The organism is Pseudomonas sp. ADAK18 (assembly GCF_012935695.1).
In the GTDB taxonomy this organism is placed as follows: Bacteria; Pseudomonadota; Gammaproteobacteria; order Pseudomonadales; family Pseudomonadaceae; genus Aquipseudomonas.
On sequence record NZ_CP052859.1, the window covers coordinates 5,558,831 to 5,579,731 of the forward strand.

The 20,901-nt window shown below is 60.8% G+C and carries 19 protein-coding genes and 1 pseudogene; 11 read left to right on the plus strand and 9 right to left on the minus strand.

The genetic code is table 11. The annotated features are described in order from the left end of the window. Window positions 1–76 precede the first annotated feature (76 nt). From folE2 to HKK55_RS25295, 7 genes are read left to right on the plus strand one after another with little or no spacing between them, the layout of a single operon-like run. A complete protein-coding gene (gene folE2 / locus HKK55_RS25265) occupies window positions 77–973 on the plus strand; it encodes a GTP cyclohydrolase FolE2 (RefSeq protein WP_169357102.1) in 897 nt (298 codons plus the stop codon). Further along, entirely contained in the window at window positions 970–1,638 is a 669-nt protein-coding gene (locus tag HKK55_RS25270; RefSeq protein ID WP_169357104.1) for a metal ABC transporter ATP-binding protein, read from the plus strand. Before folE2 ends, HKK55_RS25270 begins: the two co-directional genes overlap by 4 nt. After that, on the plus strand, window positions 1,638–2,504 hold the full coding sequence (locus HKK55_RS25275; protein WP_169357105.1) for a metal ABC transporter permease: 867 nt from the start codon (window positions 1,638–1,640) through the stop codon (window positions 2,502–2,504). The genes HKK55_RS25270 and HKK55_RS25275 overlap by 1 nt, the downstream gene beginning before the upstream one ends. Before the next feature lie 11 nt (window positions 2,505–2,515). Then, the gene (locus HKK55_RS25280) at window positions 2,516–3,400 is read left to right on the plus strand and encodes a metal ABC transporter substrate-binding protein (protein ID WP_169357107.1); all 885 of its coding nucleotides are present in this window, start codon (window positions 2,516–2,518) and stop codon (window positions 3,398–3,400) included. Next, window positions 3,397–3,822, plus strand: coding sequence for a phosphoribosyl-AMP cyclohydrolase (gene hisI, locus HKK55_RS25285; protein WP_169357108.1), 426 nt, complete (start codon window positions 3,397–3,399; stop codon window positions 3,820–3,822). The genes HKK55_RS25280 and hisI overlap by 4 nt, the downstream gene beginning before the upstream one ends. Beyond that, window positions 3,819–4,379, plus strand: coding sequence for a DapH/DapD/GlmU-related protein (locus HKK55_RS25290; protein WP_017135756.1), 561 nt, complete (start codon window positions 3,819–3,821; stop codon window positions 4,377–4,379). The genes hisI and HKK55_RS25290 overlap by 4 nt, the downstream gene beginning before the upstream one ends. Window positions 4,380–4,381: 2 nt before the next feature. After that, a complete protein-coding gene (locus HKK55_RS25295) occupies window positions 4,382–5,719 on the plus strand; it encodes a dihydroorotase (RefSeq protein WP_169357110.1) in 1,338 nt (445 codons plus the stop codon). Here HKK55_RS25295 and HKK55_RS25300 read toward each other — a convergent pair. Beyond that, entirely contained in the window at window positions 5,716–6,237 is a 522-nt protein-coding gene (locus HKK55_RS25300) for a DUF3617 domain-containing protein (protein WP_169357112.1), read from the minus strand. The two genes, HKK55_RS25295 and HKK55_RS25300, sit on opposite strands and share 4 nt — an antisense overlap. Before the next feature lie 130 nt (window positions 6,238–6,367). Here HKK55_RS25300 and cls point away from each other — a divergent pair, with 130 nt between their 5' ends. Both cls and HKK55_RS25310 read left to right on the plus strand, forming a co-directional pair. Beyond that, complete coding sequence (gene cls / locus HKK55_RS25305; RefSeq protein WP_169357114.1) at window positions 6,368–7,807, plus strand: cardiolipin synthase; 1,440 nt, start codon at window positions 6,368–6,370, stop codon at window positions 7,805–7,807. A gap of 304 nt (window positions 7,808–8,111) precedes the next feature. Continuing rightward, window positions 8,112–9,058: pseudogene (locus HKK55_RS25310) on the plus strand (IS110 family transposase). Window positions 9,059–9,126: 68 nt separating this feature from the next. Here HKK55_RS25310 and cfaB read toward each other — a convergent pair. The 8 genes from cfaB to hflK (HKK55_RS25350) form a co-directional block, all read right to left on the minus strand. Further along, on the minus strand, window positions 9,127–10,311 hold the full coding sequence (cfaB, locus tag HKK55_RS25315) for a C17 cyclopropane fatty acid synthase CfaB (protein ID WP_169357116.1): 1,185 nt from the start codon (window positions 10,309–10,311) through the stop codon (window positions 9,127–9,129). Window positions 10,312–10,398: 87 nt separating this feature from the next. Beyond that, window positions 10,399–11,181: a DNA-binding domain-containing protein gene (locus HKK55_RS25320; protein WP_169357118.1), complete on the minus strand. Its 783-nt coding sequence runs from the start codon at window positions 11,179–11,181 to the stop codon at window positions 10,399–10,401. Next, on the minus strand, window positions 11,172–12,017 hold the full coding sequence (locus tag HKK55_RS25325; protein WP_155582349.1) for a DUF692 domain-containing protein: 846 nt from the start codon (window positions 12,015–12,017) through the stop codon (window positions 11,172–11,174). The genes HKK55_RS25320 and HKK55_RS25325 overlap by 10 nt, the downstream gene beginning before the upstream one ends. 65 nt (window positions 12,018–12,082) lie before the next feature. Beyond that, a complete protein-coding gene (locus tag HKK55_RS25330; RefSeq protein ID WP_155582348.1) occupies window positions 12,083–12,334 on the minus strand; it encodes a hypothetical protein in 252 nt (83 codons plus the stop codon). Window positions 12,335–12,450: 116 nt separating this feature from the next. After that, the gene (locus HKK55_RS25335) at window positions 12,451–14,346 is read right to left on the minus strand and encodes a cation-translocating P-type ATPase (protein ID WP_169357120.1); all 1,896 of its coding nucleotides are present in this window, start codon (window positions 14,344–14,346) and stop codon (window positions 12,451–12,453) included. Beyond that, a complete protein-coding gene (gene hflK, locus HKK55_RS25340; RefSeq protein ID WP_169357122.1) occupies window positions 14,343–15,389 on the minus strand; it encodes a protease modulator HflK in 1,047 nt (348 codons plus the stop codon). Before hflK (HKK55_RS25340) ends, HKK55_RS25335 begins: the two co-directional genes overlap by 4 nt. Further along, window positions 15,386–16,378, minus strand: coding sequence for a protease modulator HflC (gene hflC, locus HKK55_RS25345; RefSeq protein ID WP_169357949.1), 993 nt, complete (start codon window positions 16,376–16,378; stop codon window positions 15,386–15,388). The genes hflK (HKK55_RS25340) and hflC overlap by 4 nt, the downstream gene beginning before the upstream one ends. Before the next feature lie 9 nt (window positions 16,379–16,387). After that, the gene (hflK, locus tag HKK55_RS25350) at window positions 16,388–18,328 is read right to left on the minus strand and encodes a protease modulator HflK (RefSeq protein WP_169357124.1); all 1,941 of its coding nucleotides are present in this window, start codon (window positions 18,326–18,328) and stop codon (window positions 16,388–16,390) included. Between the two features lie 185 nt (window positions 18,329–18,513). On the opposite strand from hflK (HKK55_RS25350), the gene HKK55_RS25355 reads away from it, so the two are divergent. After that, window positions 18,514–19,134, plus strand: coding sequence for a CDP-alcohol phosphatidyltransferase family protein (locus HKK55_RS25355; protein WP_169357126.1), 621 nt, complete (start codon window positions 18,514–18,516; stop codon window positions 19,132–19,134). A 10-nt stretch (window positions 19,135–19,144) separates the two neighbouring features. Then, window positions 19,145–20,899: a bifunctional alpha/beta hydrolase/class I SAM-dependent methyltransferase gene (locus tag HKK55_RS25360; RefSeq protein WP_169357127.1), complete on the plus strand. Its 1,755-nt coding sequence runs from the start codon at window positions 19,145–19,147 to the stop codon at window positions 20,897–20,899. The last annotated feature ends 2 nt before the right edge of the window (window positions 20,900–20,901 follow it).

Below are 20,901 nucleotides of genomic sequence, written 5' to 3' on the forward strand. Positions count from 1 at the left end.
CAAGGGCAGAAAAACCATCGTCGACGTAATAGTTATAATATAACATGTCTTTTTATTTCCAACGATGGACCTGCTCATGAATGCGCTGACTCTGCCGGATATCGCCGCGCAGGCTTCACGGCAAGCCTTGCCGCTCGAATGGGTAGGCATGTGCGGCATTGCACTTCCCATCCTGATTGACAGCCAGCACCTGAGCGCCAAGGCCGATGCAGGTGTCAGCCTGGACGACGGCGAGGCACGCGGCATTCATATGTCGCGGCTGTACCTGGCGCTGGAAATGCTAGAGCAAGAAAGCCTGACACCTGCCCTGTTGCGCCAAGTGCTACAGCGCTTCCTCGACAGCCATGAAGGGTTATCCCACAACGCCTACCTGCGAATTCATGCGGACTTGCTGCTCAAACGACCAGCCCTGGTCAGTCCATTGGCCGGCTGGAAGTCCTATCCGGTGAGCATCGAAGCACGCCTTGAAAACCAGATGTTCCACGTGGAACTAAAAATTGACGTTACCTACTCCTCAACTTGCCCCTGCTCTGCCGCCCTGGCCAGGCAGTTGATTCAGCAGCAATTTATCGAGGACTTCGCCAACACCTCGTTGCAACATGAACACGTCCTGACCTGGCTCGGCAGCGCAAACGGCATCGTCGCCACGCCCCACAGCCAGCGCAGCAGTGCGCAGCTACAGATCCATTTGCAAGACAACCAACAGACGCTGCCACTGACAGAACTGATCAACAATGCCGAAGCAGCCCTCGGCACCGCCGTGCAAACCGCCGTGAAACGCGCGGATGAACAAGCCTTCGCCTTGGCCAACGGCCAGAACCTGATGTTCTGCGAAGACGCCGCCAGACGCCTTAACCTCGCCTTGAAACGCTCGGATGCAGTCAAAGCCTTCCACCTGAAAGTGATCCACGCCGAAAGCCTGCACGCGCACGATGCCGTGGCTGAAAGCCGCTGGACGAGACCCTCCAAATGATCACCTGCAAAGCACTGCGCTGGGGCGCTCCCGGTCAACCGCTGACGCCTGCCGTGGATTTCGAACTGGCCCAAGGCAGCCTCACCGGCGTGATCGGCGCCAACGGCTCTGGCAAAAGCAGCCTGTTGAAAGTCATCGCCGGCTTGCAAAAGCCTCTCGCCGGAAAAGTCATCCTGAATGTTCCACGACGCGGCAGCCTGTCGTTCCTGCCCCAGCAACAACACCTGGACCGCCAGTTCCCCATCAACCTGCAAGAACTCGTGGCCGCAGGCTTCTGGGGCAGCAAACACACACCGCAACAACGCAGCCAGCGCCTGCAAGCCGTGTTGGAAGACTGGTGCCTGAGTGGCTTGGAGCACCGACCGTTGATGGCCCTTTCCGGCGGCGAACTGCAACGTGCCCTGCTCGCCCGCATGAGCCTGGCCGAGGCGCCAGTGCTGCTGCTCGACGAACCCCACGCCGCCCTCGACGAACAAGGCCAAATCCTGCTGTGGAAACACATCCACGCCTGGCATGCCGAGGGCCGCACGTTGGTCGTGGTGTGCCATGACCTGGCTGCCGTGCGCCAACATATTCCTCAGGCACTGCTGATCAAAAGCAGCGGCTGCGTGCTGGCGCCCAGTAAAGAACTGATCCTCCAGCAACCGCAAACGCAGGTGGCGTGATGCACTTCACTGCCCACCTGTGGCTACCCTTCCACGACTTTGTGTTCATGCGCCGTGCCTTGCTTGGCGGCCTGGTCCTGGCCTGCAGCACGGCGCCACTCGGTGTGTTTCTGATCCTGCGCCGCATGAGCCTGATCGGTGACGCCGTGGCCCACGGCATCCTGCCCGGCGCCGCGCTGGGCTTCTGGTTTGCCGGCCTGAGTCTGCCCGCACTGACCATCGGTGGCCTCGGTGCCGGCCTGAGCATGGCCGGCCTCGCGGCGTGGATAACCCGTCGAACAGGACTGAAGGAAGACGCCAGCCTCGCCGCCATCTACCCGATTTCTCTGGCCAGCGGCGTGCTGATCCTCGGCATCGCCGGTAAACGTCTGGACCTGCTGCACCTGCTGTTCGGCTCGGCCCTGGCGGTAGATGGCCCGACCCTCACCGGCATGCTCTGGGTTTCTGGTTTCAGCCTGATCGCCATGGCGCTGATCTACAAACCACTCTTGTTGGACACCCTCGACCCACTGTTCCTGCAAACCGTCAGCCGTCTCGGCCCACTGGCCCATGGCGTGTTCCTGACCCTGGTGGTGCTGAACCTGGTGATCGGCTTCCAGGCCATCGGCGCCTTGATGGTGGTCGGTTTGATGATGTTGCCAGCCATTGCTTCACGCTTCTGGAGCCGGCGCCTACCGGTATTGATCGCGGTATCGGCCGCGCTGGGATGCCTGTCGGTGTGGCTTGGTTTGTTGCTGTCGTTCTACTACTCGCTGCCCAGCGGCCCGGCGATTGTGTTGGTGGCTGGCGGCTTGTACCTGCTGTCCGTGGTCTTCGGTCCGGTGCACGGCTTGCTGCGCCGCCCGCCTTTGCTTACATCCCAATGAGGTGTTTCCCGATGCGCGCTCTACTCGTGCTGTTCAGTGTATTGCTGCCGCTGTCGTTCGCGACTGCCCAGGCGGCCGACAAGCTTCAGGTGGTTACCAGCTTCAGCATCCTCAACGACATAACCCACCAGATCGGTGGCGATCATATTCAGATCAGTAACATGGTCGGCCCCGACGCCGACGCCCATACCTACGAACCAACACCCGACGACGCCAAGGCCTTGCTCAAGGCCCGACTGATCATCAAGAACGGCCTTGGTTTCGAACCGTGGCTGGATCGTCTGGTCACCAGCACCGAGACCAAGGCCACCGTGGTCGCCGCCAGCAAAGGCGTGATCGCTCGCACCATGGAGGAAGATGGCGACACCATTCCCGACCCTCACGCCTGGCACAACCTGGCCAACGCCGAAATTTATGTGAGCAACATCACCAAGGCGCTGATCGCGGCCGACCCGGCCAACAAGACCGACTACCAGCACAACAGCCAGGTGTACCTGAAAGAGATCTACCGACTGCTGGCCGAAGCCAAGACCAAGTTGGGTTCGCTGCCACCGGGTAACCGTCGCATCGTCACCTCCCATGACGCCTTCGGTTACCTGGGCCAGGCCTACGGCATCGACTTCATGGCACCTCAAGGCTTGTCCACCGAACGTGAGCCGTCGGCTGCCGAAGTCGCCGCGCTGATCACTCAGATCCGCAACGATCACGTCAAAGCCGTGTTCATGGAAAACATCAAGGACTCGCGCCTGCTCAAGCAGATTGCCGACGAAAGTGGCGCTCACATCGGCGGCACGCTGTACTCCGATGCCTTGGCGGCAGAAGGTCCGGCCAGCACCTTTACCGGATTGTTCGAATACAACCTAAACACCTTGTACACCGCCCTGAGCAAGCCATGACCCTGAGCATGCTCGATCTGGAAGAGGCTGCCTTGGGCAGCCGCTTTCCGCTCGACTCGGTGCTAGATGCCTTGCCGTGGAACAGCGATGGCCTGATTGCCGCCATCGCCCAGCAACGCGGCAGCGGCGAAGTATTGATGTTGGCCTGGATGAACCGTCAGGCCCTCAATGAAACCCTGGCCACCGGGCAAGTCTGCTACTGGTCGCGCTCGCGCCAGCAACTGTGGCGCAAGGGTGAAACCTCCGGTCACCGCCAGCAACTGGTGGAGGCGCGCCTGGACTGCGATGGCGATGCGGTGCTGCTGATCGTCAACCAGCAAGGCCCCGCCTGCCATACCGGCCGACCCTCCTGCTTCTACAACGCCATCGCTGGCGGCGAAGTACACATCCTCACCGCGCCTCTCAAGGAACCTGCCGCATGATCCGCAAGAACCCTTCCGGCGATCTGCCCGTCATTGCCGAATCGGCCTACGTCGATAAGACCGCCATCATCTGCGGCAAAGTCATCATCGGCGAGAACGTCTTCGTCGGCCCCTACGCCGTGATCCGCGCCGACGAGGTCGACGCAACCGGCGACATGGACCCGATCACCATTGGCGCCAACTCCAATATCCAGGACGGCGTGGTGATTCACTCCAAGTCCGGCGCCGCCGTCACCATTGGCGAGTTCACCTCCATCGCCCACCGTTCCATCGTCCACGGCCCCTGCACCGTCGGTGATCGGGTGTTTATCGGCTTCAACAGTGTGCTGTTCAACTGCGCGGTCGGCGATGGCTGCGTGGTGCGCCACAACTCGGTGGTCGACGGACGCGACTTGCCCGCCGCCTTCTACGTGCCCTCCACCACCCGCATCGGCCCCAACACCGACCTGTCGCAGTTCCCACCGGTAAGCGTCAGCGCCTCGGAGTTTTCCGAAGACGTGGCCCGCACCAACGTCGACCTGGTGCGTGGTTACAAAGCCCTGCAAAACGAGTTCTGACCATGAGCCGCCTGCTGATCCGCAACGCCCGCCTGGTGAATGAAGGCCAGGAATTCGACGCCGACCTGCTCGTCGCCAATGGCCGCATCGAAAAGATCGCCAGCAGCATCGAAGGCGAAAACGCCCCCGTGGAAATCGACGCCCAAGGCCAATGGCTGCTGCCGGGGATGATCGACGATCAGGTGCATTTTCGCGAACCCGGCACGCCGGACAAAGGTAGTTTCTACAGCGAGTCCCGAGCCGCCGTCGCCGGTGGTATCACCAGTTTCATGGACATGCCCAACACTCGGCCGGCAACCCTGACGCTGGAAGCCTTGGCCGATAAAAAGCGGCGTGCCGCCCTGCATTCGGTGGCCAACTATGGTTTTCACTTTGGTGTGAGCAACGACAACCTGGACACCGTCGCCGCACTCGATCCGCGTGAAGTGGCCGGGGTCAAAGTGTTCATGGGTGCTTCTACCGGCAATATGCTGGTGGATGATCCTCGGGTTCTGGAACGTCTGTTCGCCGAGGTGCCGACCATTCTCCTGGCGCACTGCGAACATACGCCAAGCATCCTGGCCAACGAGCAACGCCTAAGGAATCGGTTCGGCGACAGCATTCCTGCCGTCGCGCACCCACTGATTCGCGACGCCGAAGCGTGCTATCGCTCCTCTTCCCTCGCAGTGGAACTGGCCCGCCGCCACGGTACTCGCCTGCACGTGTTGCACATCACCAGCGCGCGGGAGTTGGCGCTGTTCGAAGACAAACCCCTGGCGGAAAAACGCATCACCGCCGAAGTCTGCCTGCACCATTTGCTGTTCGATGACCACGACTACGCGCGCCTCGGCCACCAGATCAAATGCAACCCGGCGATCAAGACTCGCGCCGACCGCAATGCCCTGCGCCTGGCCTTGTTGAGTGATCGCCTGGATGTGATTGGCAGTGATCATGCGCCGCATACCTGGGCGCAAAAACAGCTGCCATACCGCGAGGCGCCATCAGGCTTGCCGTTGGTGCAACATGCCCTGCCGGCACTGCTGGAACTGGTGGCCGACGGCCTGTTACCGCTGACCACGCTGGTGGCAAAAACCAGCCACCGCGTCGCCGACCTATTCGCAATCCCCGACCGTGGCTACCTGCGAGAAGGCTACTGGGCCGATCTGGTGCTGATCAAACCCGAGCCTCATGGCAAGCCTGTCAGCAGCCAGCCGATCCTCGCCCGCTGCGGTTGGACACCTTTCGCCGAACGCAGCTTCCGTCACAGCGTCAGCAGCACCCTGGTTTCCGGCCACCTGGCCTGGCACGACGCGCGGGTGCACGACAGTTGCCAGGGCTTGCCTCTGCATTTCCAGCGTTAAGCGCGAGGTTTGACGGTGCCGCAATTGCTGCCCAGCCACTGCGCACTCGTGTCCAGGCTGCCGTTTTGCTGAATGCCTGTGGCATTGAACGTACCGTTAACCGTGGTAGTGAATTCCTTCTGGCTCTGGAATGTCGCCACGCCAGTACCCTGGGCTTTCGGGCAGCTGAAACGGAACTTCCACTGGTTGCCGGTCTTGTCGGTCACTTCCTGCTTACAGCCTGATTGCGGGTCGGTCAGCGGGATTGAATCGGACGCCACCTGGGCGGGTGTCAGGCAGACCTGAACCCCTTTGCCGGCCATGGTGATGCCTTGCTTTTCCAGCATCGCGCGCTGTTCCGGGGTCATCTGTTGCTTCAGTTGACCGAGGATCAGTGAGAGATCCGGCAGGGCCTGGTTATCGACTTTCATGTTGCTGGTGGTCAATTCCCACAAGCCCGGCGCCAACATCTGCGCGTGTGCCGCCACCGGCAGCGATAAACCAATAACCATGGCCAAACCAAGCAGACGAGCCTTCATCGGGTAACTCCTGGACAATTGTCGGCGTTAGACGCCGCAAAGCCGCCAGTGTTGCACAGCAAATAAAATAGCGACATTCATGGCCGAACATGGTCTGTTACGCATTGGATTGTCAGGAGTAACGTTCTCCATGGATTTTTTTGGCCCGCACCTGCTCGGCTATTTCATTGCCACGCTGCACTTTTTGGGCACCCTCGCCGCCATCCACGCGGTGCTGACCGTCAGGACCGCCCAAGGCTCGATTGCCTGGGCCCTGTCCTTGATGTTCATCCCTTACCTCACGCTGATCCCCTACCTGATCTTCGGTCGAAGTACCTTCGACGCCTATATTCAGGCGCGCCGTCAGGCCAACCAGGAAATGCACAAGGCAATCACCGAGCTGAACTGGCGGCCTTGGGTCGAGGAAGCGCTGGCCGCCCGTAATTCCCGCGCCTATGCGTCCTTGCGAGCCATGCCCAAATTGGGCCGCATGCCTTGCCTGGCGAACAATCAGGTGCGCTTGCTGATCAATGGCGACGCCACCTTCGGCGCGATTTTCGAAGCAATTCGTTCGGCGAAAACTGCAGTATTGGTTCAGTTTTTCATCATTCACGACGATGAACTCGGCCGCCAACTGCACACCCTGCTCAAGGAAAAAGCCGCCGAAGGCGTCGCCATTTACGTGCTCTACGATCGCATTGGCAGCCATTCCCTGCCCCACAGATATGTGCAATCACTGCGGGACGCCGGGGTTCAGGTGAAGGCGTTCGCCACCCGCAGTGGCTGGCTCAATCGCTTCCAGGTCAACTTCCGTAACCACCGCAAGATCGTCGTGGTCGATGGCATCACCGGATTTGTCGGCGGCCACAACGTGGGTGATGAATACATGGGCAAGAGTCCGCCCCTGGCGCCCTGGCGTGATACTCACGTGCAGGTCAGCGGCCCGGTGGTGGCGTGCCTGCAGGAATCGTTTGCCGAAGACTGGTTCTGGGCGGCGCGGGAACTGCCGCCGCTGCTCCTTCCGGACACCTACCCGGATGACGGCGTGCTCTGCCAATTGCTGGCCAGCGGCCCGGCCGATCCCTATGAAACCTGCTCGCTGTTTTTCGTCGAGGCGATTCATGCGGCCACCGAGCGAGTGTGGATCACCAGCCCGTACTTTATCCCCGATGAAGCGGTATTTTCGGCGCTGAGGCTGGCGGTATTACGCGGGGTGGATGTGCGCTTGCTGCTGCCGTCGCGACCTGATCACCGCATCGTCTACGCCGCCTCCAGCCTGTACGCCATTGAAGCGGTGCGCGCCGGAGTGCGGGTGTTCCGCTACACGCCGGGCTTCCTGCACCAGAAAGTGGTGTTGGTGGACAGCGAGATCAGCGCCATTGGCAGTGCCAACCTGGACAACCGCTCGTTCCGGCTCAACTTCGAAGTGATGTTGCTGACGGTGGATGAAGCCTTTGCCAGCGAAGTGGAAAAAATGCTGCTGGACGACTTCGCCCTGGCCCATGAAATCAGCCAAGAAGAAAACCGCGAGACCCACCGCCTACAACAACTGGGCATGCGGGTCGCGCGGCTTATTTCACCGATTTTGTAGGCTCACCCCGAAACACATGTGGGAGCGGGCTTGCTCGCGAAGGCGGTGGGTCAGTCAGATATGTACCAACTGATCCACCGCCTTCGCGAGCAAGCCCGCTTGTATGCTAGGACTTGAAGGGAGGAGAAGGGACAAAGCCCGATTCTGACTGTTGGCGCAGTACAGACCGTGGGAGATTTCGCCCCTCCTCCTTTCACCCAAGCGCCGATAAAGAATGCATCTGGCTATGACCGACGATAGGAACAAGCCTGCGCCTCTGGGTGAGCCCTTCAAGTGCTCAAAACCTTAGCCCGGAGTAAGTCCCATGGCAATGCCAGTTCCCGTCTCAAAGCCGATCGTTGGCGTCGATGTCGCTAAAAATGAGCTGGTGATTTACCACGCCGAGCTCGATTTGCTGGAAGTGATCCCGAACAACAAAACCGCTATTAAAAAATGGCTGAAGGCCCTACCGGGCGCCGTGGCGGTCGCGATTGAAGCTACTAACATCTATCACTTGGAGTTCGCTGATCTGGCCTATGAGGCCGACTGCATGATCTACATGGTGGGTGATTATGAACTCAGCCACTATCGTAAAGGTGTGAATGTCCGGGCTAAAACCGATGCTCTGGATGCCAAGTTGCTCGCACGCTATCTGAAAAACGAAGCCGAGGAGCTTCGCCCCTGGACGCCGCCATCTCCTCTGTATCGCCAGCTTTTGAGCCTTTTCCGTCGCCGGGCGGCCCTGGTTCAAGCACGTGTCAGTCTGACTCAAAGCTGGGCGAATGAGCCGTTGCTGAAGGCCTCTTTTGCTGAGCAAGTGAAGTCGATGCAAAAGCTAGAGGGCCTGATCGAAAAGATGATCGGTGATCGCCTGAAAGAAGCTGGACTCTCGGATCAGCTAAAGCGTTGTTTGAAAGTTGAAGGTATCGGCTTTTTGACTGGAGCCCGCTTGGTTACTACCTTCCAACGAGGTGATTTTAGAAATGCGGATGCGTTTATCGCTTTCTTGGGCATGGATTTACGCGTTTCTAAGTCAGGACAAAAGATAATCGTCGCAGCTTGAGCAAGCGTGGCGACTCAGAGGCTCGGCGTCTGTTGCACAACGCCGCAATGGCAGCGAGTCGAACGGCTGCATGGAAGGAGTTTTATCAAGCGCAACGGGCGCGGGGTTATAGCACCACACAGGTACTGGTAATGCTGGCCCGTAAGCTTGCTCGAGTGGTATTCGCCTTGCTGAAAGGACAAAGCGAATACCAACCGAAGGTTGGTTGAGGGTTGCCCCTCAACCATAGAATCTCCCACACAAGCCCATTCCCACATTAGCCCTTCAGTGTTCCCATTCAGCGGTACAGATCATCCCGCGTCCACGGCAGCTCATGGCTACCATCGGCATGAGGTTTCACCGCCAGAATCTGATGCAGGTTGATCCAGCCCCGGGCAAACGCATACGCACAGCCCGCCAGGTATAGCCGCCAGATCCGCAACGCCTGCTCCGGCACCATCTTCGCCGCCGCTTCCAGGTTGTCTTCCAGGCGCTCGCTCCAATGATCCAGGGTGCGGGCGTAGTGCAGGCGCAGGCTTTCCACGTCGACCACTTCCAACCCCACCTCACTGATCTCGGCAGTCATCATCGACAAGTGCGGCAACTCGCCGTTGGGGAACACATAACGCTCGATAAAATCCCCGGCGCCACGGCCCACTGGCCGGCCATCGGTGTGCTTGGCGGTAATGCCATGGTTCATCACCAGGCCACCCTCGCGCACCGCGCCGAACAAGGTCTGGCAGTATTGCGCCAGGTTGGCATGGCCGACGTGTTCGAACATGCCCACGCTGACCACCTTGTCGAAACGACCGTCTTGCGGCAGGTCACGGTAATCCAGCAGTTGCAGCTCAACTTGATCTTCCAGGCCTTCGGCTTTCACCCGCTCCCTGGCGAGTTCCAACTGTTCCTTGCTCAGGGTGATACCAAACACCTTGACCCCGAACTCCCGCGCGGCATAACGCGCCAGCCCTCCCCAACCGCAACCCACGTCCAGCAAATACTCCCCCGGCTGCAGCCGCAATTTGCGGCACAGATGGCGGAATTTATCTTGCTGGGCTTGATCGAGGGATTCGCTGCCGGTCTCGAAATACCCGCAGGAATAGGCCATGTCGCGGTCCAACCAGAGCTGGTAGAACGCATTCGACAGGTCGTAGTGATAGGAAATAGCCGCTGCGTCAGTGGCCTTGTCGTGGATCGAGCGCACCGGACGACTCCCCTCGTCGTCGTCAATCAGGGCGTGACTCAACTCATCACATACCCGGATCACTTCGGCGATGGATCCTTCCAGATCCAATTTGCCCTCGACAAAAGCTTCGCCCAAGGAATCGAGCGTTGGATGAGTCAGCTTCGTGACCATCATGGGATCCTTGACCACAATGGTGACGCTGGGCTCTGGGCCCAAGTTGAATTCATGGCCGTCCCAGAGTCGCAGACGCAGCGGAAGCTGAAGATTCTGTAAGGCCGGTGGAAGTTGCGCGAGCATGAGTAGTCCCCCCTTGTTTCAGACGTCTGCTGAGAGGGTAGACCATCCAGAGAAAAAGTAGGAGGCTATCGAATTGATAGCCCTTTTCTATGGTGCCCGCAGTTGGAGCAAACCGTCCTGGACCCACTGTTTCAGCCAGGTCACCGCTTGCAATGGCGCGCCCTCTTGATAAGTGACTGCCAACTCGGCGCACAGTTCTGAAAAACTCCAGCCGGTGGTCACCATGCCCATCAAAGCCCAGGCTTCAGCCGGTTCCAGGGTGCGGTATTGGCACACATTCTGGTGGCGCCAGATCAGGCAAACCTGAGCCTCGCTCAACGCTTCACTGCCAGGAAAGTCTGCCTCGTTCTTGCTCGATCGCCAGATCGCCACACTGTTGAAATGACACAGCATCTGCTGCACCGAAGGCGCCAGTTGCACCTGCAACCCAGGCCAAGCCTCGGGAGGCAACTGCGCCATGTCCTGCAACATCAGCGGCTCGCCTTGTGGCGCATCAAAGGCCAGGGTAAACGCCCATTCAAGACGTGCCAGCTCGGCCAACGGCGCGCTTTGCTCGGCGATCAAATGTTCAAGGATGAACTCGGGAAACCGCTCACCAAACCAGCGCAAGCTGTAATGACGCGAGGGGTAGCGGCGAATATAGGCCGCGCTCAACTGCGCAAACTCATCGTCCCCCAGCCAATACCACACGGCGCTGAAATCATCGCGCAGCACGTCCTGCAATCGCGCGCGGTAGGCGTTGTGGTAGATCGCAAGGCCTGTGTCGACATCCAGCGTCGGGCCGCCGAGCAGCGTCGCGCTAAAACTGCTGTTGAGGGTCTCTGATAACACATGTTGTTCAAACGCCAACTGCCAGTCGGTCAGGCGCATAAAGCCCTCCTGCCCAAGGCCGTCGCCCCCAGCTCCCGGGCCTTGGCCAACTCGGTGAGCAACTCTTCAAAGGGTGGAAAGTGGTCATCACGCTCCAGCAGCGTCGAAACCGGCCCCAGGTGTTCCAGGGTCTGTTGATACAGCGCCCAGACCGGATCACACACCGGGTGATCGTGGGTATCGATTACGTAGTCGCCATAGTCCATGTGCCCGGCCAAGTGCAGTTGGCGGATGCTCTCGGGTGGAAGGTTGCGGATAAAGGTCCAGGCATCAAAGCCATGGTTGCGGGAGCTGACGTAGACGTTGTTGACGTCCAGCAATAGCTGGCAGCCGCTGAGGTGGGTCAGGGCGTTGAGGAATTCCCACTCGGTGAATTCATCCGCCTTGGATCGCACATAACTGGAGACGTTTTCCAGTACCAAGGGACGCTGCAACACATCCTGCACCTGCCGCACACGACCGGCGACGTGGTACAGACTTTCTTCGGTGTAAGGCAGTGGCAGCAGGTCATGCAACTGGTGCGCGCTACCGCGGCTCCAGCACAAGTGATCGGAAATCCACGCCGGCTGGACCCGCTCGGCCAGTTGTTTTATTTGCTTCAGGTAGTCGATATCGAGGGCATGAGGCCCACCGATAGACAGGGACACACCATGCATCACCAGGGGATAACGCTCGGCTATCGCATCCAGGTAGTACAGGGCTTTACCGCCCTGGACCAGATAATTTTCGGAGATCACCTCGAACCAATCCACGGCAGGGGATTGTTCAAGAATCTGCTGGTAGTACTCGCTGCGTAAACCCAGGCCGTAGCCCAAAGTCGGGAGGGAGGTGGACATCGCGAACTCCTGGGAGAAGTGTCCGCAGCGGCGGTGGCCCCGCTGCGGTTGCACTCTGTTGTCAGTTATTCGCCGACTTTGCCGCCAGCTGCATCACAAGCAGCCTTGGTCATTGCCTTGAAGCCGTGGCCCTTGCAAACAGCCTGGCCTTTACAGGCGTTTTCAGCGGTCTTGCAATCGTTCATGCCTTTGCAGGAAGTAACGCCGTAGCAATGAACCTGGGCATCTGCAGCCTGCACCTGGGTAGCGACACCGGCAAACATGCCAGCAGCAGCGATAGCGAAGGCGGCACCAGCAGCAGCGGATTTAATGTTCATTCTTGTGTTCCTCATGATCGGTAATGGAGTCGGCTAAACGGATTGTTCAGTCCCGACACAGCACTAGAGTGAGGTGCTCTGGTGCCGTTACATCGAGCCTGAACAATTTCTGAAATTTATTCCTCGAGCTTCATCAACGGTTCCTGAAACCGCAACAAACGCCCGGCGTTACCCAACACCAGCAGAGTACTGAGGTTGTGCAATACCGCCGCAATCATTGCCCCCGCTGCGCCCAGCCAGCCGAAGGCTGCGAACACCACAATCGCCAGGGTCCAGCCCAGGCCGATGATCACATTGACCTGCAACGTATGCCGGCACTGACGACTCAGCCGCACGCAGGTGCCCAGGCGCCGCAGGTCGCTGCCGATCAGCACCACGTCCGCCGAGGCCAGGGCGATATCCGCCCCGCCCGCGCCCATGGCCACGCCCACCACACCGGCCTTAAGGGCCAGGGAGTCGTTGATCCCGTCGCCCACCACCATCGGGCGGAACCCGCTGCCGATTTCCCCCAGCACGCGGTTGAGTTTGTCTTCGGGCAACGCCTGAGCTTCGACATCGCTGATGCCCACTTCCAGCGCCAGGCTGTCGGCCACGCTCTGGCGATCGCCGGTCAGCAGTAACTGACGGCCAAGACCCAGCTCTCGCAGTTCCTTCATGGCCTGGCGCGCCTCCGGCTTGACGCTGTCGGCAAGCAACAACCAAGCGAGGAATTGTCCATCAAGCGCCAGTCCGGCAATCGGGCCGTCATGGTTGGGCACGGTCGTGGTCGCAATACCCAGTTGCTCAAACAGCTCCGGCCGACCAAGGGCCGCTTCGCCCTGCTCGGTTTGCGCCACCACGCCCAAACCCTGACGTTCACGAATATCCGACAGCACCAGCATCTGCTCTTGCGTCGCGAGCCCAGCCAACGCCCGGCTGACCGGGTGGCTGCTGGCCGAGCCGAGGCTGGCCGCCAGGTTCAGCAGAACTTGGCGGTCCGGCGCCGTGGTCTCAATGGATTGCAGACGCAAGGTGCCAAACGTCAGGGTGCCGGTCTTGTCGACCACCAGGGAGGTCAGGTCCGCCAGCTCTTCGAGAAACGCCGAGCTGCGAATCAAAATCCCATGGCGAGCCGCCACGGCAATCCCGGCAATCGCCGTGGCCGGCGCCGACAACACCAACGCACACGGACACGCCGCCACCAGCACCGCCAGCATCGCCTGAGCATCATTGGTCACAAACCAGGTGACCGCCGCCAGCAACAATACCAACACCATATAACTGCCGGCATACCGCTCCAGCAGCCGAGTGATCGGCGGCTTGGAGCGCTCGGCGCTTTGCATCAGGGCGATGACTTTGCCCAAGGTCGATTCGTTGCCGGTGCGGGTCACTTCCAGACGCAGCAAGCCATCAAGGTTGATCGCGCCACCAAACACCTGTACCCCGACGCTGGCTTCCAGCGGCACCGATTCACCGGTAATAGGTGCGGTATCCAGGCTGGCCTGTCCCGACAGCACCACGCCATCGGCCGGTACCCGGTCGCCGGCGCGCACCTCAACAATATCGCCGGTCTTCAAGGTGCCGTTGTCCACTTCCACAATGGTCCCGTCGGCCTGCACCAGACGGGCATGGCTGCGGGTCAGCTTGCCCAGGGCATGGATGGCCTCTTGGGAACCGATCACGCTGCGCTCTTCCAGCACATGGCCGAAGATCATGATGATCGGCAGCAAGGCAGCGGTCAGCAGGTCACCGGTGGCCCAGGCACCCAACATCGCCAGTGCAATCAATTGATCAGTGATGCCATGCAGGCTCGGGTAACGCAGGCTGTACCAAGCCGAACGCATCACCGGTACAGCCACCAGTAACGAGGCGACGCCCAGCAACAATTGGCTGACGCCGGTTTGATCAGGGGACAACCAGCGCCAGACCAGACCCAATGCGAGCAAGCCGAGGGCCAGCATGGCCAAGGTCAATTGGCGGGCTGCGCTGCGTTGTTCGGCCGATGTCAGCATCGGCGCAGCGTGAGCGGTCATTGTTCAGCTCCCTGAATAATCAGGCGGGAATCGTCTTTAGGATCGACCGTGGTCACCGAGCCGGCTTGGCCCAGGATCTTCGGCAAGCGTTCGCGGTACAGGCGCAGCAACAGGCCAGGGTCTTTCACCTGGGCCAAGCTGGCCACGGTGGCGGTTTGTGCCTGAGCATTGGCCAGGCGCTCGCTGGCTTGGGCGTGAGCCACCTGCACCAGACGGTCGGCGTCTTGGGTCGCGCCCTGGGTCAGTTTCTCAGCGTCAGTGCGGGCGTTGGCCACAGCCTTGTCGGCTTGCTGGCTGGCAGTCAGTACTGCGTTGAACGCATTTACCGCCGGGCTCGGCAGGCTCGATTGCACATCAACCCGAGTGACTTCGATGCCCAAACCCAGGCCGGTAGACGCCAAGTCCACCAGGCGCTGATTGATGCCTTGCACCAGATCACCGCGCAGGCGTTCTCGACGCTCGGCGGCCTGGTTGTCGGCACCGATCAGCTCAGGGCGAGCGACCAGAATAGTGTCCAGGTCCCGCGCCGCCGTCAGGGCCACGGCGCTTCGCGTGACCAACCGATCCAGCGCCGGCAACACATGATCACCCTGCAGCACAAAGGCGTAAGGCTCGGTGACCTTGTAGAACACCCGCACATCCAGTTGCACCACGCCGGCATCACCAGTCAGCAGATAGCCGGAGCCCGCCAGCGCATCACTCAGGGGCGTGGCCAGGCTGGCAACGCGGTCGGCCTGGATTGCAGCGTCGGAACGCAGCAGGTTTTCCACCCGACGCTCGATCACACGGTCGGCCGCTGGCAGCAGCACGACTTGCTCGAACGGACGCGGCCAGGCCAGCAGCAGCCCGGCGTTCTGAATCCGGTCCAGCGCGCCGAAGTGCAACACCACGGCACGGTTCTGCGGGTCGATCTGCCGCACATTGGAAAACGCCCAGGCCAGCGCCGCCAGCACGGTCACCGCGTACAACGCGAGGAAGGTCAGGCGCCCGGCCTGAATCCACGGGCTGTCGAGGTTGTCCGGGTCTTTGGACGCCTCACTCATGGCTGAACGTCCTTGGGACCGTCCACCAATGCACGGAACGGCGCAGCGTCAGTGCGCAAGATGATTTTGGTACCCGGCGTCACCACGGTGCCTAGGGTGTCGAGGGAGCGCAGCAAGTTGTACAACTGCGGATTTCCTGCATAGGCCCGGCCGTAAATTTGCGCCGCTTCGACGCGGGATTGCGCTTCGATATCAGCCGCTTTCACCGTGGCATCGGCCTGGACGATTCGCGCATCCCGCTCGGCGGCGGAACGAATCTGCGCCGCTTCACGCTTGCCGACGGCGGTGCGCTCGGTGGCAATGGTTTCGCGCTCGGCACGCATGCGGTCGACGGTGGCCGCCAGCGTCACCGAAGGCAAGGTCAGCCGTTCAATCCCCACCTGCACCACGCGCACGCCGTAGGTGGTGAGCAATTGTTGATCAATCTGCTGGCGCAGTTGCGCCTCGAAATCGGCGATATGCACCTGGTTGGCATCGGTGTTCACCAGATTGGCCAGGTCAAAACTGCTGGCGGTGGTTTCCAGGGCCGAGCCGACAAAGGTGCGAATCTGCCGTGCCGCTTCGTCCGGCTGGTTTTGTACGGCGCGCATAAAGCGTTTCACGTTGTCAGCATCACCCTGGACCTGCCAGGCCACATAGGCCTGCACGATGATCCGCAAGCCATCCCGCGTACCCACGTCCTGCAAGCCGCTGGAGGTAGTGCGCAGGCGCAAGTCCACGGGGATCGCCGCTTCGAACGGCGCCGGCCAGCGCCAGCCAAGGCCCGGATCCAACAGGACCCGCGCAGGATTGCCAAAGCGGGTGATCACCGTGGCTTCGCCGGAGCGCACCTGCACCAGGCTCGCGGCGGCGACAGCAAACAGCACCAGCAACACAGCCCAGGCCATACGGCGCCAAGGGAACGGGCCGGCTTCCTGCTCTTCATCGTGATGGTGATGATGGTGGTGGCCGTGGTGGTGACCATGATCGTGAGAATGAGCGCTCAACAGACAGACTCCTTATTGAACGGCTTTACGCGGCACCAAAGGGTCGGCCGGCAAAGTAAAAGAACGCAGATCAATCGTCGGTGCACTGCTGCCCCCCAGACGATGATCAAGAATAAGCAACTTGGCATGGGCCAGGCCCTGGCTCAGTTGGCTGAGGTACTGCTCCAGCACAAACGCCTGACCGGCGCTGGCGTAGGCCTTTTGTTCGGCAGCAAAGCGCAGGTCCGCCGCTTGTGCGCCTGCGTTGACCTCATGGGCCGTGGCCTGGGCCTGGTCGCGCGCGGTACTGGCTTGCAACAGCGCCTGGTTGGTCTGTTCACTGGCCGCGCCTCGTTCCCGGGAGATCAGCGCCTGGGCCCCAATCTGCGCCGCCTGCACGCCGTGGTAGGCGTTGGCTGCACCGGCAGGCGGGTGAATGGCTTCCACCACCGTGGCGAGGATTTCCACACCGCTGTCGAGTTTCTGCAAATCGGCCTGTACGGCCTGGCCTATTTCATCGGCGAGGCCGGTGCGCTGTTCACCCAGCAATTCATCGAGGGTGCGCGAGGCAAAGTCATGCACGAGGATGCGGCTGGCCGTACTGCGGATCAGCGTGGGCACATCGGCACTGTTGTAAGTGGCAGCGAGCGCGGCCTGATCGGTCAGGCCGATGCGATAGACGAAGCGCACGTCCATGTTGACGATCTGGAAGCTCTGCTTGTCGCCGCTGCTGCTGGCGATCACCTGGGACTTGTCATTCACATGGCTGGCGTCCCACAGGCGGTTGGCAATCAACGGCGCCGGGCCCTCGGCGGGCGCCAACTCGGTGGTGGCTGTTTCACCGACGCTGGTGGCCAGCTCGTGGACCACGCCATTTTCCACACTCAGCACTCGGCCCAATGGCCAAGGCAAACCGACATGTAGGCCTGGCCCGAAGACCTCCACCGGTTTGCCAAAACGCTCATAAATCCCACGGCCTTGCAGGGCAACTTCATGCACACCAGTGAGCAACCAACCCACCGCCAGCACCACCACCAACACCGGCAGAAACGCCCGGCGCATGTAGGTAAACGCCCAGATCTGCCGCAGGTCGATGCCGAAACGGTTGTGCAATTCATTCTGCAAGGCAAGCAACGGTTGGGGCGGCCAGCGCAGCATGTCAGCAATAAAGCTTTGCGCCATGAGCCGGGGTTCCAGGCGCTCCTGGCGCGGGCTGAACAGCGACAGCACGCCCCGCAGCAGAAACTCCAGCGCTACCAGCACCGGCAACAAGCCGATCAACACCGCGAGGCGCAGTGGCCAGACGGACTCCTCACCTGCAAACAACAGACAGATCGCACTGATCACCAGGCAGATGATCGCCACCCGGCTCAACTGCGCCAGTTGCCCGGCTTCCGGCCACTGGGCGGTGCTTTCCTGGGCCAGGCGTCGCTCGAATACCAACAAGCCAAAGGCCAGCAGCAACGCGGCCGCCGCACCGACACTCGCGGCCTGGCCTACCGCAGCAGGCGGTAATGCCAGGTTCCAGAACTCGACGATGCTGACCAATGCCAGCAGGGACCAGCCGCACAGCCACAGGACCGGCGCACCGATCTGCGCCAGCAGGCCACCCCAACCATTGCTGATGCGGCCAAGCAGACGGTCGTACCAACCGGAATCTTCCACGGCCACCGGCGAGACAATCAGTGGCGCCGTCGCCCCTTCTAAGGCTTGGGCCCGCCAATCGGCCACCCACCAGGCTGACTGCAGCCCGGCCACCAGCACCAGCAATGCCGAGGAACAGTTGATAAGCATCACCGGCCAGATCGACAGCGGTGCAAACAACGCTACGAACAGCGCCAGCACCCAGCCGCTGATGGCCAGTGCCGTCAGGCCGATACCGGCCTGACGTAAACGCCGGGCATGAAACATCCCTTGCTGAAAACGCGGCAGCCCGTCGACGGCAGCGCCCTCAGCTTCTAGATCCACTCGCATCCACACACGCCCGCTTGTACACAATTCGTTACCATATAACACATAGCGTGAAATTTTTGTTCGATTGCACATGAAGAACGACAAAACCCCTATAAACACGAGCCATCACTAGTGTCCGCCGCGATAAATCGTCACACTCCGGAAAAAGTGTTTCGCGGGTTAACGGACAAGGAAGCGCCACCTTCATGATTTCGATCTATCAGCTCAAACCGCGTTTTCAAAACCTGCTGCGGCCGTTGGTCCAGCGCCTCTACGACAATGGCACCACTGCCAACCAGATCACCGTGCTGGCCGGGGTCATTTCCCTCCTCGTGGGTTTGCTGATTGCCAGCTTTGCCCAGCACCTGTGGCTCTTTGCGCTGATCCCCGTGTGGATGATCCTGCGTATGGCCCTCAACGCCATCGACGGCATGCTCGCCCGGGAATTCGGCCAGCAGTCGCGACTTGGCGCCTACCTCAACGAACTCTGTGATGTGATCGCCGACAGCGCGCTGATCCTGCCGTTTGCGCTGATCCCCGGCGTGAGCCTGGCGCCGGTGCTGCTGGTGACCTTGCTGGCGGTGTTCAGCGAGTACGCCGGCGTACTTGGGCCGATGGTGGGCGCTTCGCGGCGCTATGACGGCCCCATGGGCAAAAGTGACCGGGCGTTTGTCCTCGGCGTGCTGGCCACCGGCGTTGCGCTCGGCTGGCTCGGTGCCGTTTGGGTCGACGCTGTCATGTGGATCGTCGCTGCGTTGTTGGCCTATACCTTGGTCAACCGTGTACGCCAAGGCTTGAAAGAAGAATCGACCTCTCCTTCTGCATAAGGATTTTGCGATGCGCGAACAGCAAGAGCACACCTTCAGCACCCATGACGGCGTAGAGCTTTTCTACCGCCACTGGCCCGCGACTGCAGCGACAGACGGAACGCCGCGTAAGGCGATCCTGCTGTTCCATCGCGGCCACGAACATTCCGGGCGCATCGCCCACCTAGTGGATGAACTGGACCTGCCTGCGTTCGACTTTTTCGCCTGGGACGCCCGCGGCCATGGCCAATCCCCTGGTGAGCGTGGCGACAGCCCGAGCTTCGCCACCAGTGCCCGAGACGTGCAGACCTTCTGTGACCACATCGGCACCACCTACGCCATCGAAGAAGAAAACCTCGCCGTCATCGCCCAGAGCGTTGGCGCGGTGATCGCGGCAACGTGGGTCCACGATTACGCACCGAAAATCCGTTCCCTGGTGCTCGCCTCGCCGGCCTTCAAGGTCAAGCTCTACGTGCCTTTCGCCCGGTCCGGCCTGGCGCTGATGCGCAAGTTTCGCGGCAATTTTTTCGTCAACAGCTACGTCAAGGCCAAGTTCCTCAGCCATGACCCGGAGCGCGTGGCGTCGTACGACAGCGACCCGCTGATCACCAAGGCGATTTCGGTGAATGTGCTGTTGGGCCTGTATGAAGCCGCTGACCGGGTTGTAGCCGATGCCCAGGCGATTCAGGTACCAACTCAGTTACTGGTTTCCGGCTCGGACTTTGTGGTCCACCGCAAACCGCAGCAGCAGTTCTTCGAACGCCTCGGCAGCCTGAAAAAGGAGATGCACATCCTCCCCGGCTTCTTTCACGACACCTTGGGTGAGCGTGATCGCGCCGTGGCCTTGAGCAGCGCCAAGCGCTTTATTCTGCAGAACTTCGAACACCCGTTGGACCGCGCCTCACTGCTGGACGCCGACAAGTTCGGCCTGACCTGCGCCGAATCCGAATCCCTGGCCGCACCGCTACCCCACAACTCGCTGCGCGACCTGTACTGGCGCATGACGCGAGCCAGCATGGGCCTGGGCAGCAAGCTGTCGGACGGGGTGAAGCTGGGCTTCGACACCGGCTTCGACTCCGGCAGTACCCTGGACTATGTGTACCGCAACACGCCCACCGGCAAGGGCGCGCTGGGGCGGATGATCGACACCAACTACCTGAACTCCATCGGCTGGCGCGGCATTCGTCAGCGCAAGTTGAATGTCGAAGAGCTGCTGCGCCTGACCATGGCCAAACTGCGTGATGAAGGCCGCGAGGTGCGGATCGTCGATATCGCCGCCGGTCACGGCCGCTACATTCTGGAAGCTTTGCAGGGTGTCTCACCGCTGCCGGAATCGATCCTGCTGCGCGACTACAGCGATATCAACGTGCGCGACGGTGGCGCACTGATTCGTGAGAAAGGTCTCGGCGACATCGCCCAGTTTGTCAAAGGCGATGCCTTTGACCGCGCGGACCTGGCGGCGCTGGAACCCAAGCCGACCTTGGCGGTGGTGTCTGGCCTGTATGAATTGTTCGCGGATAACGCCATGGTCGGCGGCTCGCTGGCCGGGCTGGCCGAAGCGGTGGAGCCCGGTGGTTATCTGGTCTACACCGGCCAACCGTGGCACCCGCAGCTGGAATTGATCGCGCGCGCCCTCACCAGTCACCGTCAGGGCCAGGCTTGGGTGATGCGTCGGCGCACCCAGGCGGAAATGGATCAACTGGTGCAAGCCGCAGGTTTCCGCAAGATCACCCAGCGAGTGGATGAATGGGGCATTTTCAGCGTGTCCCTGGCACAGAAGATCTGACC

Bases quoted from the DNA above. Each gene is read 5' to 3' on its own strand.
- folE2 (WP_169357102.1), top strand. From the start codon at position 77: ATGAATGCGCTGACTCTGCCGGATATCGCCGCGCAGGCTTCACGGCAA.
- HKK55_RS25270 (WP_169357104.1), top strand. From the start codon at position 970: ATGATCACCTGCAAAGCACTGCGCTGGGGCGCTCCCGGTCAACCGCTG.
- HKK55_RS25275 (WP_169357105.1), top strand. From the start codon at position 1,638: ATGCACTTCACTGCCCACCTGTGGCTACCCTTCCACGACTTTGTGTTC.
- HKK55_RS25280 (WP_169357107.1), top strand. From the start codon at position 2,516: ATGCGCGCTCTACTCGTGCTGTTCAGTGTATTGCTGCCGCTGTCGTTC.
- hisI (WP_169357108.1), top strand. From the start codon at position 3,397: ATGACCCTGAGCATGCTCGATCTGGAAGAGGCTGCCTTGGGCAGCCGC.
- HKK55_RS25290 (WP_017135756.1), top strand. From the start codon at position 3,819: ATGATCCGCAAGAACCCTTCCGGCGATCTGCCCGTCATTGCCGAATCG.
- HKK55_RS25295 (WP_169357110.1), top strand. From the start codon at position 4,382: ATGAGCCGCCTGCTGATCCGCAACGCCCGCCTGGTGAATGAAGGCCAG.
- HKK55_RS25300 (WP_169357112.1), bottom strand. From the start codon at position 6,237: ATGAAGGCTCGTCTGCTTGGTTTGGCCATGGTTATTGGTTTATCGCTG.
- cls (WP_169357114.1), top strand. From the start codon at position 6,368: ATGGATTTTTTTGGCCCGCACCTGCTCGGCTATTTCATTGCCACGCTG.
- cfaB (WP_169357116.1), bottom strand. From the start codon at position 10,311: ATGCTCGCGCAACTTCCACCGGCCTTACAGAATCTTCAGCTTCCGCTG.
- HKK55_RS25320 (WP_169357118.1), bottom strand. From the start codon at position 11,181: ATGCGCCTGACCGACTGGCAGTTGGCGTTTGAACAACATGTGTTATCA.
- HKK55_RS25325 (WP_155582349.1), bottom strand. From the start codon at position 12,017: ATGTCCACCTCCCTCCCGACTTTGGGCTACGGCCTGGGTTTACGCAGC.
- HKK55_RS25330 (WP_155582348.1), bottom strand. From the start codon at position 12,334: ATGAACATTAAATCCGCTGCTGCTGGTGCCGCCTTCGCTATCGCTGCT.
- HKK55_RS25335 (WP_169357120.1), bottom strand. From the start codon at position 14,346: ATGACCGCTCACGCTGCGCCGATGCTGACATCGGCCGAACAACGCAGC.
- hflK (WP_169357122.1), bottom strand. From the start codon at position 15,389: ATGAGTGAGGCGTCCAAAGACCCGGACAACCTCGACAGCCCGTGGATT.
- hflK (WP_169357124.1), bottom strand. From the start codon at position 18,328: ATGCGAGTGGATCTAGAAGCTGAGGGCGCTGCCGTCGACGGGCTGCCG.
- HKK55_RS25355 (WP_169357126.1), top strand. From the start codon at position 18,514: ATGATTTCGATCTATCAGCTCAAACCGCGTTTTCAAAACCTGCTGCGG.
- HKK55_RS25360 (WP_169357127.1), top strand. From the start codon at position 19,145: ATGCGCGAACAGCAAGAGCACACCTTCAGCACCCATGACGGCGTAGAG.